This window comes from Mycoplasma sp. 13536 (assembly GCF_055523495.1).
Window position 1 is genome coordinate 233,346 of record NZ_JBVFVC010000001.1, and the last position, 16,085, is coordinate 249,430.

11 protein-coding genes are annotated in these 16,085 nt (G+C 23.8%); 4 read left to right on the top strand and 7 right to left on the bottom strand.

The window, feature by feature from the left end:
* Window positions 1–178: 178 nt before the first annotated feature.
* Together AC0B4N_RS00945 and AC0B4N_RS00950 are read left to right on the top strand one after the other, a co-directional pair.
* Complete coding sequence (locus AC0B4N_RS00945) at window positions 179–790, top strand: Mbov_0398 family ICE element protein (RefSeq protein ID WP_465102044.1); 612 nt, start codon at window positions 179–181, stop codon at window positions 788–790.
* Window positions 768–5,441 carry an Mbov_0399 family ICE element protein gene (locus AC0B4N_RS00950; protein WP_465102045.1) on the top strand — a complete coding sequence of 1,558 codons (4,674 nt, stop codon included), beginning with the start codon at window positions 768–770 and terminating at the stop codon, window positions 5,439–5,441. The genes AC0B4N_RS00945 and AC0B4N_RS00950 overlap by 23 nt, the downstream gene beginning before the upstream one ends.
* Before the next feature lie 231 nt (window positions 5,442–5,672).
* Here the strand turns inward: AC0B4N_RS00950 and AC0B4N_RS00955 are convergent, their stop codons facing one another.
* From AC0B4N_RS00955 to AC0B4N_RS00970, 4 genes are all read right to left on the bottom strand, one after another.
* Window positions 5,673–6,368 carry a DUF3800 domain-containing protein gene (locus tag AC0B4N_RS00955; RefSeq protein ID WP_465102563.1) on the bottom strand — a complete coding sequence of 232 codons (696 nt, stop codon included), beginning with the start codon at window positions 6,366–6,368 and terminating at the stop codon, window positions 5,673–5,675.
* Window positions 6,369–6,711: 343 nt separating this feature from the next.
* Window positions 6,712–7,482 carry a hypothetical protein gene (locus AC0B4N_RS00960; protein ID WP_465102046.1) on the bottom strand — a complete coding sequence of 257 codons (771 nt, stop codon included), beginning with the start codon at window positions 7,480–7,482 and terminating at the stop codon, window positions 6,712–6,714.
* Entirely contained in the window at window positions 7,464–7,826 is a 363-nt protein-coding gene (locus tag AC0B4N_RS00965) for a hypothetical protein (RefSeq protein WP_465102047.1), read from the bottom strand. The genes AC0B4N_RS00960 and AC0B4N_RS00965 overlap by 19 nt, the downstream gene beginning before the upstream one ends.
* Before the next feature lie 65 nt (window positions 7,827–7,891).
* Window positions 7,892–8,239, bottom strand: coding sequence for a hypothetical protein (locus AC0B4N_RS00970; protein WP_465102048.1), 348 nt, complete (start codon window positions 8,237–8,239; stop codon window positions 7,892–7,894).
* A 496-nt stretch (window positions 8,240–8,735) separates the two neighbouring features.
* Here AC0B4N_RS00970 and AC0B4N_RS00975 point away from each other — a divergent pair, with 496 nt between their 5' ends.
* Window positions 8,736–9,869, top strand: a complete 1,134-nt coding sequence (locus AC0B4N_RS00975) for an Mbov_0401 family ICE element transposase-like protein (protein ID WP_465102049.1) — start codon at window positions 8,736–8,738, stop codon at window positions 9,867–9,869.
* 463 nt (window positions 9,870–10,332) lie between these two features.
* On the top strand, window positions 10,333–12,162 hold the full coding sequence (locus AC0B4N_RS00980; protein ID WP_465102050.1) for a restriction endonuclease subunit S: 1,830 nt from the start codon (window positions 10,333–10,335) through the stop codon (window positions 12,160–12,162).
* A 196-nt stretch (window positions 12,163–12,358) separates the two neighbouring features.
* Here AC0B4N_RS00980 and hinT read toward each other — a convergent pair whose 3' ends face one another.
* The 3 genes from hinT to AC0B4N_RS00995 are packed head-to-tail and all read right to left on the bottom strand — an operon-like array spanning window position 12,359 to window position 16,081.
* Window positions 12,359–12,682: a histidine triad protein HinT gene (hinT, locus tag AC0B4N_RS00985; protein WP_465102051.1), complete on the bottom strand. Its 324-nt coding sequence runs from the start codon at window positions 12,680–12,682 to the stop codon at window positions 12,359–12,361.
* Complete coding sequence (locus tag AC0B4N_RS00990; RefSeq protein WP_465102052.1) at window positions 12,672–13,913, bottom strand: HinT-interacting membrane complex lipoprotein P60; 1,242 nt, start codon at window positions 13,911–13,913, stop codon at window positions 12,672–12,674. Before AC0B4N_RS00990 ends, hinT begins: the two co-directional genes overlap by 11 nt.
* Window positions 13,913–16,081 (bottom strand): HinT-interacting membrane complex protein P80, encoded by a 2,169-nt coding sequence (locus tag AC0B4N_RS00995; RefSeq protein WP_465102053.1) that lies wholly within the window; start codon window positions 16,079–16,081, stop codon window positions 13,913–13,915. Before AC0B4N_RS00995 ends, AC0B4N_RS00990 begins: the two co-directional genes overlap by 1 nt.
* Between the last annotated feature and the right edge of the window lie 4 nt (window positions 16,082–16,085).

Below are 16,085 nucleotides of genomic sequence, written 5' to 3' on the forward strand. Positions count from 1 at the left end.
GTTTTCTGTTTTCGCATACATTTTTTATGTAAAATTTATGTTAAAATTAAAACGCAATTATTTTGTTAATATCTCGCAAGTGACTTTTCCAAAAAACAGTTGATAATAATACTAGATTAAAGCTAAGACTATATTATTCAGAATATGAAAAAGAATTATTTTTTAAGAAGGGATATTAATGGCAAGAAAAACAAAATTAGAAAAAATTTCAGATAAAGCTTTAAATGAAGGTTTAGTAATACAAACTCGTATAACAGATAGAAATGATATTACTAAGTATTTACAATGAAAATTGGAAATGGAAAATAACAAAAAAACTGCTTATGGTGAAATAAGAAATATCATTATGAAAGAAGTTAATAATACTTCTAAAAAAGATGCCTTTCGAAAAACAAAAGATGATTTATTTTATTATTTAAGAAAAGCAATATTTGCTTCAATGGCACCTTTTAAGCAAGATATAGATAATACTATTTTAGATATTAAATTAGAACAAAATATTATTAATAAAAAATTAGATCTACTAATAAATTTAGTCGCTCGTGAATTTGATGTTGAGAAAGATTTAGTAGAAATTTCAGGAAGTTTATTAAAAGAGAACAAATATTTCAAAGATATTAAAGACTTATTAGAAAAAGATAATGAAGCTTTAATGAAAAAAATTGCAAAAGCAAATAAAAAATACCAAGAAACATTTGGAAGATATCATCAAACAGAATTTGAAAATGATGAAAATATAATTGATGATATTTATAGTGAGGTAGAGGATGAAAAAGAGAAAAATATTTAAAAATATACTAATAGGGGCAAGTAATGTCTCTATTTTATCTTTACCTTTTTTATCTGTTTCAAATGTAACTGTAAATAAACAAAAAAATTCTAACAAACATATCGAGAATAATTGAAATACTTGAAAAATAAGCTATTATAACTTATTTGATAGTAATGGCAATATAAAGCAATTTAATAATATAGTAAATGCTGGTCAAAGTTTAAACTTTTTAGATAACTTAAATTACACTAAAAATTATAGTAATTCTATTGCTTTTAGTTCATCAAATCCAGGTGTTTTTTGACCACAAGGATATAAGCAAGGCTATATAAATCATACTTCATTAGATGATGTAAGATTTTTTAATTTATCAAACAAATCTACAAATAAAAGAATTAACGGAAGCGATATATCTAAAAATGGTTTAATAAATTATTCTCGAATTTGAACAAAACCACACCATTATTATTCGCCAGCAAGTAATTATTATTATTTCAAGGACAGATATAAAGAATATGATTTAAGTAGGTTTACAAATAGTAATAATCAAGTTAAAACACAATTTAGTAGCTTTATTCAAAGTGTAAGACCAATTGAACGAAGTTATAACAGTACTTGATATGAAACAAGATATACATTTAATTTAAGAGAATTTGAGAATTATGTATTATCAAAAAATACTAATATAAGAACCTTAGAGCATTTTGCAAATATCAATAATTGAAAATACAAAGAAGCTCCAAATGGAGTTATAGGAACAAGAAGAATTATTTCAAATTCTTATTACCCAGTTGCAGGAAGAGTTGAAAATGTTTATTGAACAGAAAGAGAAGTTGCACAAAACTTTTATGTTGATAAAACAAATAATAAAATATATTTAGCAAATAATCATTTAAATAGAGATTTATTTTTTGGTTCTACCTTATCAAACCAAACTCAAAATGAAATGATTAAATATAATAACGGTGTTGTTTATCATAAAAACTTATTATATTTTAATTCTCAAGCTAATAATTATTTAAACCAAAATTTTAGTTTTAGTGATGTTGAAAAAACTGTGAACTTTAATATAAATTATTTAGAAATAATAGATCAAAATGAAGATACTAATTCTTTTAACTTTAATACACATGACAAAAGATGACAAACAATTAATATTACAGAAAACACTACTACAAATATTTCATTTAATAAAATTTATGGAATACCTAAGGAACAATTTAAATTTTTAATATATGTATTAGCTAATTTTAATAATGTTGATCATGATTATAGGATATTTAAAAGTTGAATAAACTCTAACAATGATATTATTTTAGTTTCGGATTCGGGTAAAGATTCAAATCTAGATGATAATATTGATAAAACAATATTCGTGGGCAGCAAAACTAACAAAGAAAAATTAGATGAACTAATACAAAATAAAAATTTTAAATTAAATTATAAAGGGTTAGAAATTAGTTTTGAATATGTTTATAATATTGTTTTAAACAATAAAAAAAATATTAATTTAAGCGTAAGAATTAATGATATTAAGTACAATGGAATTAGTTATAAAACTAGACTTACAAATAATGTAATTAGTGATTTAAATAGGAATAAATTTACTTTTTTTGATAATACAAACTATTCAAAAAATATACCTTTTATAATGCTTTCAATGCTACAAAGTTATTTTAGTGATTCAGGAGTTTTATTAAATAGTGACGTTAAAATAAAAACAGAGAGTTCTGATTTATTTAAAAGAACTAGTGGTAGTTTAAATATTTCTCAAAAATTACAATTTAATACAAGTTATGTAATTAATAAGAATTTTAATTTATTAAATTTAAAAAACGAAAGAAATAGTCATAATCAATTAGTTTTGGACAAATTAGTAAGAATAGAGAATGCTGATCATACTAAAAACTATGGAGGTAAATTTTCTGTAAATGCTCCGGTTACTTTGAAATATGAAGCGGATTTAGAAGAAACAGAAATTGTATTTGTAAATAAAAGACGTGTTGATGTTTTAAATAGACGTTTTAGTTACAATATGCTAGATAATAGAAGTGATATAAATGATAATCAGAGAATTAAATTTGATGAAAATGATGAAAATGATGTGAATGACGAAAACTCACACAAGAAAAATGAATATCTCATTGAAGTTGTAAAATATCAAAAAGGTTCAAACAACACCATTATAGAAAATACATATAAAATCGTGCTAGTAATTAATTCTTTTGATTTAAATCAAAAAATTAAATTTTATGCATGAGATCCTGAAAATAATAAAGATCATAAAGATTTAATCAGTAAATATCTTTATAATGAAATTGGGGCTATTAAAGATAAAGATGGTAATCCTATTCCAAATCCAAAATATGATCCTTATATTGATGCAAATACTGGAACAAAAAAAGAAATTGTTTATATTGATAATTCTCTTTTTTCAGATACAGTATTAGAAAGAATGCATTTTCTATATCCTAAATTAGATATTAATTTTAAATATGGAGTTATAGCAGAAGCTAGTGTTTTAGGTAAAGGAGCTTTAAGGAATTTATTCGCTAATAATTATGATAAAGTTGAAAATTATTTTGTTATTAAATTATTATCAAAAGAAGGTGAAACATATAATAATCTTGAAGTACCTGAAATTAATGAGATAGATGCATTAAAAGGCCAAAGCCAGGCTTCTTATATGTCTAATGAAGGGATATATGTTATTATAGCGAACTCCGAAAGTAATATAAGCAACATACAACTTATACTAGTGGATAAAGACAACAAACCAAATAGTTATTTCTTAGAGGAAATTAAAAACAGAAATATTAAAATTAATTTTCAAGGTCTTGACTCAAAAGTCGATTTATCTGATTTTATTTTTAATTTTTGAGATATTAAAAATAATTTATTAGCAAATTCATTTTTAACATATCTCATTGATAATAAAGGATTATTTAGAGAAACAGCAACTAATTTAAATTATGATGATATTAGGAAATATTATTTAGAATTTATTAATAGTAATTTATATGCTATAAAGGATTATAACGAAGCTTTAAGCCATAATATTTTTGGAAATACAAGTAATTGAAAAAAGCTATCATTAAATGGTTTAGTTAAAGAACAAAAAGATTTAATTATAGAAAAAGTAAAATCCTTTGTTATTAAAGAAATTGATAAATATACTAATTCAAACAAAATGAAACCACTTATTTATGATAAGGATTATTATATAGAAGAATTTACAAGTTCAAGAAGTACTGAATTATTTATAGAAGAGGCCGGAAAGGTCGAAATTGAACAAGAAGGTCAAGAAGACTATTTAACAAAAAATATTAATATTAGAGGAATAGGTAAATATAGAAATTCTAATTTAAGATTTGAGTATGATAATCATGCAAATCAAATTATTTATCCTCCAATAGATATTAAAGACATATTTAATGGGCTTAATTTCAATAACGTTATCAATGTGGCCAAAAAAGAAGTTAGAAAAGAACTTGAAATTGAGGCTGGAGTTGATGAAGAATTAGTAGACAGAGTTTATGAAACTAAAATAAAAGAAGCTATTATTAAAGTAATAGTAGATTATTTAAAAGAATATAATGTTAAATCTCCGATAAAAATCAATTTAAATAAAGATATAGAAATAAGCAATTTAGATACTGTCATAGCTAAATTGAAAAATAATAATAGTGATGTTTATTTAAATTTAATTGGTAAAAATGCCAATATTTTAAATAATAAAGAGATTGTGTTTAGAAATGTAGGAAAGAATGATATTGTTAATTTAAATGATTTAACAAGCTTATTACTAAGTAAACAAAAATCTTTAAATGAAGATAGGCTTTTTAATGTTAAAGACAAAGCAATTAAATTCATTAATGAAACAGCGAATGAGATTAACTTAAGAGAATATCAAGATTACTTAATATTTGGAAATAATAGCTTTATTTATTGATTAGATTTATTAATTGATTTCGAAAACACGGAACTTAAAAGTGAATCACTCAAATTAAAAATAAAAGAAGCAAAAGAATGAATAGAAAACAACAAATTTATTGATAAGGAGAAATCTTTATTAATACCATTTATACCAACTAAAATAGAAGAAATAAATAAGTTAAATAAACATAAAGAAACTATTTTAGAAAGTCTAAATGATAAACTTTTAGAAAACGTAGTTTTTTATAAGAGTTTTATAATCTTACCGATCAAACAAAAATCATTTAATTATGGATATGGTGGTATAGCTAATTACTATTCAAGGTCAAAAAGTAATGAGTTTAATGAATCAGGATTACCAATCGATAAAAAACCAAAAACAATAACTAACATTAATAAAGATCTAGAAATTAATGAATCAGGATTACCAATCGAAAGAAATCCAGAAACAATAACTAATATTAATGACAATCCAAAAGTTAATGAAGAAGATATAGAAAAAACAATTCAAAAAGATATAGAAAATAACAAAAGTAATAAGCCCGTGACAAACAAAGCTGATGAAGAAAAAGTTAAACAAACAAAAAGAATAGTAGGATATAGTTTTTTAGGTTTAGGAATTATAGCATCTTTGATTTCATTAATTTTTGTAGCTAAAATTTTAGCTAAAAAATGAGGTTGAAAATTAGGTGTAAAACTTCCTAAATTTATGAATAAACAAAGGGTTAAATAATTTACATTGAAATAAAATCGTAGCTATATTCTATATAAGTTTTTCCATTTTTATCAATTGATAATAACTTATTAAATAATATATTTTATAAATAGAGCATTAGATATTTTAATTTGAAAAATTTAATATAAAAAATAACAATCACTTTTTAAATTTACGATTGTTATTTTTTTATAAAAATTTATTGTCATACTTTATTTTATATCTAGAAAAAATATCTTTCAAATGTTTTTATGGTAATTTAATGATATAAAGTGCTTTATTATCTTTCAAGTCTTTAAGAGATGGTTCTGATAGTGCTTTGTGTCATACTGAATTAGCCACTATATCACTAGCCCTAATTAAATAATTATTTTCAGAATTTAAATAATTTAATTTGATTTTTTTAAGATTTTTTAAAATACCAGGAATAAATCAATCTCAATTAATATTAAACTTTCCGTCACGCAATTCTTTTAGTAGAGAAGTTTTTAAATCATATTTACCACTACTTGCAATAGGCCTATTATCAAAATTCACTGTAATGTTTTCAATTTCATCTAAATTTAAGATTTCATTATTTTTTAATTTTAATAAAATCTCTTTTATCCCTCTTGAAAAGGCATAGTCTTGAAATCTTTGCTTATCTTTTTTATGATCATATATTTTTTCAATAACTTCTTGTAGTTTTATTATAATAGCAAATCTCGTGTAATCATTGAGAGAATTCAATAAACGCCTTTTACTCTTGAAATCCTTTCTTAAGAAACTAGCTTTTATCTCTTGTTCCTTAGGAATTCTCTTTATTTTTCTTATATTTTTTTCAACTGAACTATATTTTGCCGCTGCTATTGATGTTTCGCCTTGACTTAAAAATATGTAACCTGACATTACATAAAAATTGTTGTGCTTTTTATCAAAACCCCCGATTCATCACAGTATATGTATAAATGCATTGTCTCCATCCCTTTTTTTAAGATCAAAAAGGTAGAAAAAGACTGCCTAAGGCAGTCCCCCTATATTGTTGGCGCTAACACATAGCGCTTAAACATTATGTTCTACCAATACAGTTCACAGTGTTTTATCAAAACCTGTATAAGTATTATACTATAAAAAAAGGAAAATTATATTTATTTTTTAAATTATTTTTTAACAAAGAATGAAATTTAAAATTTCAAAATTTTGTTTATATGTAATTTATAAATTTCACTAATTAGATCAGTATTAGAAAAATCTTTAACAACAGTATTTTTATTAGCTAAGGTTTCAAAATCTATTTCTTCAATTAATTTTAATAAATAAGGGTTTTAGTTTTTATAAATATATATTGCCTATTTCTTTTTAGTTCATTAGGATTTGTTATTTTTTTAGAATAATCATAATATCCCTGTCTAACTATTGCGAAATTTCAATTATAAAATTCTTTATCAAAATATTTAAGGGTTTCTTTTGTGTTGTTGTGTATAAAAAGCTCTAATCCTTTTATTTTTTGAAAATTATTATTTCTTAGCCTCTTATCACTCAATCAAGTTTGTACATTTTTATTTGTTCAAATTTGGAATGAACATTTTACTGAATATTCCCTATCTTTTACGATAAATGAGTTTTCAGGCAAGTATTCGCTATATATTATTTTTGCACTTTCTTTAATTCTTTTTTGAACCAAATATCTATTAAAGGTATTAGGAAGTATCATGCACACGATATCAGCAAACTCAAGAGACTTATTAATAAATTCAATTGCTAAATTACCTCTTTTTCCAAAGGGAGGATTTGTAATTACTAAGTTATTGTTCTTGTTTGCAATATATTTATTTATTTTTAAATTTAAAAAATCTGCTTTTTTTATGAAATTATTATTTTTTGGTTCTATATCAAAAGCATGGCACTTTTCATTGACATTTAAGCCAATTTTATACAAGGAATCAATAAAATTACCAGTTCCTGCGGCAGGTTCAAATATTTCATATTGTTCTAAATTAAACATATTATGAATTTTTTTTACTAAGTAGTCAGTGACTTTTGGGTTTGTATAAAACTGGTCTAATTTATTATTTTTCATGTTTTTTTTAATCCTTCTAAGAAATCGAATACATGTTCTTTTCATTTCATTTTTTTAGAAAATTCAAAAATATCAAGACTATCATCATTACCAAAAATAAAATCAGTTCTAATCTTAGGATATAAACCAAATGGATTGAATGATTTATCATTTTGCTTTAGACTTGCAAGCAAACTATCAATTTTTTCCTTTTCATCGAATTGTTCAAAATGATCGTTTAAGATTATTCGTGTATCATTGCCTACAAAATCATTTCCTAAAAATATTATTGGACTATGTTTTTCTGTGTTTGCATAAACATAAATAGAATTTGCTTTTGGTATATTGCTATTCCATTTTGGCAAATTAGAATTTTTATTTTTTGTAGAAAATTTAACTTCTAAAGGGAAAACAAAATTATCAGTTATGATTAAAAAATCAGGGAAATTTTGTTTACCAAATGGTTGATATATATATATATATATATATCATTATTTTTATAATCTTTAAAGGGATTTTTAATAACTTGTATATTATTCTTATTTAAAACTTTCTCTTTCAAATTTCTTTTTAAATTATCAAACTCTTCTTTTTCAATTTTAAAAATGTTTTTATTCATGTACATATAAGATTTTTCATTAAAACTTGCTTCTTTAAAACCGCATGTATCTAATTTGCTTCTTATAAAATTTTCAAATTCAGATCCTTTATTACCGTTCTGATTAGATTTGGTAATTTGCTTTAAAAAATCAATGAATGCACCTAATCCTTTATCCATATGTTCTCCTAATTTCAAATTTCTTTTTCATTTTTCATCTCTTAAGTTAATTATCTGAGATTGTGTGTGCGTGTGCGGGGGCACACATACATATACGCATAATGAGCACGCACGCAAGATGTTACATTAGAATTATAAAGCAATTGTATAAAAAACATAATTAATTTCTTTTAATATTCTACAAAAACTTTATAATTTAATTATAAATAAAAATTTATAATTAAGGAGTGATATGGTTTGAGATAGAGATGACTTAAAAAGAAAAATTAGATTCAGCTTTAAAAGAAAAATGGGTTCTTAAAGAAAAAAAAGATGAAGATTTAGCTCATGAAATTTTATCTATTAGAAATTCTAAGAATGTAAATAAAATAGAAAAATTTAAAAAAGTTTTCGAAGAATGATATGAAGATATTTTGGAGTATCAGCGAGAAAAAGTGAAATCCTTTACAAGGTAGAACTTAGCACTAAAGAGTGCTATTTTTTATAAAATTTTTATATGAGCAAATTTGAAAATTGAGTTGAAATAGATAATCAAAAAATGATTAAAAATTGAAATGATGAAGAATATATTTTTAGATCCAAAATTAGATTAGAAAAAACTGAATTTAAGAACTGAAAAGTAAAGAAAATAAAAAGGCGGAAAATAATAATAAATGGTGATGTTTTTGAATATAAATTGGGAGTATATACTGATAAAAGTACTGGTAAAAGTTTTACTTATTATCATAATGAAGAAACAAAAAGAATTGGTAAAAATAAATATTATTACAAAGATATTTACAACCAATTTAATAAACAAATTTGAACTAGAAGGAAGAAAAATAATCAAAAATTAATACCAAAATATGTGTTAGATTATCATTTAAAAATGGGTAATTTATCTTATGAATTTAATAATAATTTTAATAAATTAGACATAAAAAACAGGATTGAAATTCATATTGATGATACCTATTTTAAAGAAAATTTGGGTCGTAAAAAAGTAAAAAGATGTATAAGAAATGTTTTTTTAGTCGATAAAAATAACAATAAACATAGTTTAGTTTTTAAGGAAGAATATAAAAATTTAGACTTTATTTGCAATAAAATAAAGGAGTTTTTTGGTAAATATTTTGATAAAAATAAAGTAATAATTAGTGGTGACGGAGCAAGATTTATTAACACTATTTCAAAAAAATTAGGGGTAAAAAGGTATTATGATTTATACCATTTTAAAAGAAATTTATTTAATATTTTTGGTTTTAATAAAACAAAAAATAAGAAAAATTGCGAATTTTCAAAACATTTTCAAGTAGAAAATTTATATAAAATAATGAACAATTTTTTAGAAAAAATGAATTTTCAAGAGTTTAAAAGAGTATTAAAAAGTTTAATAAATTATCTAAAAATTCACAAAATTTTTATTAAAAAAATAAAAGAACTAAGAGGATTTTTAAAGACTTTTTCTGAAAATGAAGAGTACATTTTTAATACATTTTTGAGAAAAAATTATAATGGTGGAAGAGCAGAAAGTTATATAAATCACTTTATAAAAACCCCTATTTTCAAAAGATTTAGCTTATTTAGTTGAAACAATTGTAAAAATTTTATCAGACTAAAAAATAAGAATTTTAGTTTTGATTTTTATTAGTGTATACAAAATACATACAGTAAAGTATGCTATTTTTAAAACTTTTTATATATATTACTATGTAATATATATAAGATTTTGTGTGTATGTAAAAGTGTATACTATTTTCAATACAGTTTTTATAAAGTGTAGTGAAAAGTGCATACGGAAAAAATAATAAAATACCATATACTATGTATATGGTAAAGAAACTAAAAAAAGCATTTTCGTTAGAAATTCATGCGGTGTTTTTTGACACTTTAAAGTGTGCACGCACGCGTACGTGTAGTTTAATACAAAGTATTAAACTTGATTAAGCAAAAAAAGCTTAAAAGTGCATACACTTCTTTTTTTGCTTAATTTTTGTAAATTTTAGAGTTTAAAAAAAATTATGATTGTGTTATAATTTTTATACAGAGTATAGTGTTTAGCTATACCACCCCTTTTTCTGCCGCTGCCATTAATATATATTTAAGGAATCATTATGAATAAAATTGAGAAGTTAATTAAAGAATTGTGTCCAGGTGGTGTTGAATATAGACTACTAAAAGAGTTGTGCTCAATAACAACAGGTAAATTGAAAACTGGCCAGAAAAATGAAAATGGCCAATATCCATTTTTTACATGTAACATGCAAACGTTTAAAATTGATAAATATGCTTTTGATACTGAGGCAATTATCATTAGTGGTAATGGTGCAAATGTTGGAAATATAAAATATTATGACGGTAAGTTTAATGCCGAACAAAGAACATATGTTTTATTTAATTTTAATGAAATATCTCCTAAATTTATAAAGTATTACTTATTAACTTACTTTAAACAATACATTTCAAATAAACAGATAAAAAATTCTGCAATACCATATATAACATTACCTATATTACAAAACTTTGAAATACCAACACCGCCCCGCGCGATCCAAGATGAAATTGTTAAAATTCTTGATAATTTCACAGAACTTACCACAGAACTTAAATACCGTAAGCAACAATATGAGTATTACAGAGATAAATTATTAACTTTTGATGATTCAATAAAGGAAATTACATTAGATCAAATTGCTAAATTTACATATGGCTATACAGCATCATCTAAAGATGCGGGTGATTTCAGATATATCAGAATTACTGATATATCTGAAGATGGTAGTTTAATAATGGATAACAAAAAGTATATCCCTAGTGAAGCCGGACTAGAAAAATATATATTACAGAAAGGTGCTTTATTAGTTTCTCGAACAGGTTCATATGGTAAAACTTTATATTTTGATTCTGATGAACCTGCAGTATTTGCATCTTATTTAATAAAAATAGATTTAGATAATACAATAATTAGTAATAAATATTATTGACATTTTTCTAAATCTAATTTATATTGAAATCAAGCCAAAAAAATTGTCTCAATTGGCACACAGCCTCAATTTAATGCTAAAGCAATTGGACAAATTAAAATTCCCATCCCTCCCCTTCCGGTTCAAAACCGCATTGCAGAAGTATTGGACAACTTTGAGCAAATTTGCCATAACCTCAAAATTGGGTTACCTTCTGAAATATCTTTAAGACAAAAACAATATGAATATTATAGAGATCTCTTATTATCATTTAATATTAATAATATTGAGAGAGAGAGAGAGAATAATCCAGGATTAGCCAAATTATTTGAATATGTCTTCGGGAATATGTTTTGAAATTCTTTAATTAAATCTAAAACACTTAAAGAATTAGGTAAATTTTATGGTGGACTAACAGGTAAAACCAAAGACGACTTTAAAAATGGTAATGCTAATTTTATAACATATATGAATGTTTTTAAAAATCCAGCTGTAAATTTTGATTTAAATAATAAGGTAAAAATACTGCCAAATGATAAGCAAAGAAAATTAGAATACTTAGATGTGATCTTTACTGGTTCTAGTGAAATCAAAGATGAAGTAGCTATGTCTTCAGTTGTAACGCAAGAACCAATTGGAGATTATTATTTAAATAGTTTTTGTTTTATCTTTAGATTAAATAATAAAGAATTGTTTAATCCAAATTTTCTCAAACATTTATTTAGATCTACAAACCTACGTAAGCAATTAATCAAAACTTCGTCAGGTGTAACTAGGTTTAATGTTTCAAAAAAATTAATGGAAAATGTTTTGATTCCTATCCCACCTCTTCAACTCCAAAACAAAATTGTTGAGATCCTAGATAATTTCTCTGACTTAACAAACGATTTAACTAAGGGCTTACCAGCTGAAATAGCTTTAAGACAAAAACAATATGAATATTATAGGGATAGATTGTTGAATTTTAAAGAAGTAAAATAGCAACAAACTAATTGTTGTTGCTATTTTAATTAATTCTTATATTTTGTTTGAATTATTTTAATTTAAATTTTAATATTTAATACATAAATAATATTTTAAAGCAAAGTAGTAAAGTTCACATGAAAATATTAACTTATTTCTTTAATTTAGTACAATATACTTTTTAACAAACCCAGCTTATTAAAAGTTGGTTTTGTTATTTATAGGGAATAATATGCACATGGGTATGGAAAACGACTTGCCCAGCACTTTTTCCAGTATTTACTTGTAATTTAAAGCCTGAGCAATTGTATTTTTGAATATAGTTATTAGCTAATTTACGAGCCATTAACATTAGATATACATAATCTTCTTCATTATTTTTTAAAATATTCTCATCAGTTGCTTTAGGAACAACTAGAAAGTGACCTGGTTGCACAGGATTAATATCATAAAAAGCAATTATTCTTTCATCCTCATAAACAATATTCGCAGGTATTTTTCTTTCAATAATTTGAGTAAAAATACTCTTATTCTGCATATTTTAATCCTTGAATGGCTTTTTTAAGATTTTCATCTTCAACTGTTAATTTAATTTTATTTCCAAGCTTAACAAAAGCATCTACAGCTTGTTCAAATAAATTATTATCATAATCATATAATGCGGTAGTTAATTTAATTAAATCTTTAATTAAATAGGTGCCTTCTAAGGTTAATTTTTTAACATTAATCGTTGGTTTTTCGCTACGTTCTTCTTGCTTAGGATTTTCAATTTCATAATCCTTGCCTAGAGGCAATAACCAACTAACATAGGTTACTAAAATAGAGTTGCTACCACTAGTAATTGGTAAAGCTTCAACTAATGTTTCATCATCATTAACTTTAATTAAGGTTTTTTTCGAATAATCATAAAATCCGTTAGCTAGTGTTTCAGTTGTATTATTCTTTAATGCATTTAATTCAAGATTAAAATTTAATGAAGAAGCCTCTAATCCTTTATAACCGCCAATTTTACGTTCATATTCCCTATTAGAAAATAAAACATCATCATTAGCTACTTCTTTTGCATCAAATGATTTAAGAGATATAGCAGTATAATCGGCAATTTTATTGATTGTTTTTACAGATGAAGTAAATAAATCATTTTCACTAGTACTTGAATGTGTTCAAGTTTGGGTAAGTCTTTTATTTACTAAATAATCAATTAAAATAAAGTTATTTAGATCATAATCATCTTTTCTTGATTGATACTGGCTTGCATACACTTTTTCTAAATCTTCTTTTTTAGAAATTGTTAGATATTTATTAACTAATAAATTTTGTTCAACAGTTAATTTAACCTTTGATTCTTTAATATTATAAAGAATCAAGAATTGTTCCATTGTTATATTTGGATAATATGTATTAAGCAAACTTTTTAAATCATCATATTGAGTTTGATTAATTAAACCTTTAGATAATAAATCACTAATTTGTTTTGGAAGATATTTAGTATCCTTTTGGAATTGATTTTTTAAAAATGTTTTATAAGCTTGGAAGGCATCTTCTTTATATTTAGGATTATTAATATTTTCAGATTCTGAAACACTATATAAAGATTTTAAGGTGTTATCCAGCCATAAGGATTGCACAACATCTTTAACATTCTCACCTGAAAATAATTTATCTTGAGCTATTTTTTTATCAGTATTAACATCCCGCCCACAAGCTACAGCTACAACAGGAATAAATCCAAGAGTTGAAAAAGTTAATAATTTTTTAAGTGCTTTCATTAGTTATTTCCTTTCTCAAAATACTTTTGAAATTCTTGTTCAGCTAACTCAAAAGCATTTTTAGAGTTATTTAGTTCTACTGATGCTTTGTCAGATCCTAAATAAGCAACTCTAACTACTCCATCTACATTTTTAAAGTTAAGATTTGTAAGTGAATTAACTTTGTCTTTAATATATGTATCAATTTTTTCATATAAAGTTAATTCATTTTTTAATTTAAGACCATTTCTAACTGATGATACTTCATCTTTCAATTTACTAATCAATTCATTGGTATATATGTTATTATCATGATTTTTCTGTGTTAATAACCAACTTACAAATTCAAGGTCATTTAATTTATCCAATACTAATAATTCTTTTGATTTGTATGCGTTTAATTTTTCATCAAATTTGAAGTATGAAGCATTTCCGCCAGCAATATTAACTAAATCATTAGTAATATATTCTTTAAACTTCTCAATTGTATCAAGATGCTCATTTGTAAAGATTGCTATTCCCCCAGGAGTTAAAATTAAAGATTGTTCTTGTTTATCTTTAATTTTATAAACTAAAGAATTATATGTATTGCTATTAACTTTAATAGCAAAAACATCACTATATTTTGTTTTAATAACATCATTAAATTGTTCACTAGTTAATTGTGCAAAGTAACGATCAATTAATAAGTTTGCTTCTTCCAATTTATTAGAAATTAAGTTGAACCTATCATTTTGATTACCTTCACTTGCATTTGTTGCTAAATCCTGTGCTTCTTTAATCAAATTAGCAATTTCTTGTTCAACATTAGGGTTAAAACCACTAGGCATACTAAATACTTGTTTTAAATCAATTTCTTTAAAATTATTTGAGTTTTTAAGTAAATTATTTGCAATTGTGCCAAATGAAAGATCAATATTATTATTGATTAAGTCGCTCATACTTGAAGTTCCTAAGAAACCTAAAGAACTATCTGAAGTTAGTGTTAATGCACTTAAATACGTTTTATATCTTGAAGTTTCTTCTTTAAAAGCATCTAGTGTTTGGTCTTTGTTAGTATAAAGTCCATATTCACTTGGTTTTTTAAAATTAAGTAATAAATCAATATTTTGACTTACTTTTATATTAGAATTACCGTCCTTTAAAACTGAATATTTCAGATTATTAATATATTTTTGACGAGCAGTTGTATCTGTTAAACTAAAACCAAATCTAGAATCAGAATTAACAACGCCAGGTAATAAAACTGAAGTTGGAATTAAAACATTGTTATTATTAAAGTAATTTCTAATTACATTATCAGCAGGGATTAAATCAGTAATATATGATTTAGTTTGAAAAAGTGTCGCTTGAGTTGGATTGCTGGGTTGAATAAAGTAATTTACACCTTCTTTAAAGTGTGGAAATACTTTATCACCTTGGTTAAATAAAACAACTGCTTGGTTATTTGCGTCTTTTACAGGATTTCCATTAGCATCAATTTTATAAATTGTTTTCTTAGCTGTTTTATTAATAAAATCTAAACTTACGGTTTTTACTTCTACTTCGGAAGATCTAAGCGCAGTTGATTCAATTTCTTTAAATGTTAAATATTCGATTGCATCTTCTTCACTAGTACTCTTTCCATACTCATCAGTTAATAATCTTTCTTTGTAAACATTTTCTCATGTTGAATATCCATACGTTGTTTTTAAATTATTTTTAAGATCGTTAATTTTCTTTTTCTGATTTTCTTTAATTTTGTCTAGTGAACTAAGTTCAATTGATAAATTTGCATTTTCATTATTGCTAAGTGAACTATTAACAATTTCTTGGTATTGTTTTGAAGCTAAAACTTCCTTTTCATACATGTAGAAAATAACTTTTTTATAAGTATCATCAAATTGTTTTGAATAGTCTGTGTCGTTTGTTTGTAATTTTTTTGTTAAATCACCAATTGAAATATTTAAATTATTATTAAAAACAAAAGCATTCTCACTATCTTTTTTTGGTTCAATATAATTTACTTTAGTAGTATTGATAACTAAGGGAACTGTAATACCAGTTATAATCATAGTTGCTAAAGAACCCAAAATTGTATAATTGATTCAATTACGTTTTGTCTTTCTGCTTAATTTTTTATTTTTTTCATCAAAATTATCATTTAACTCTGATAAACGTTCAAAAAATGATCTTTGTCTTTTTGCCATTTGT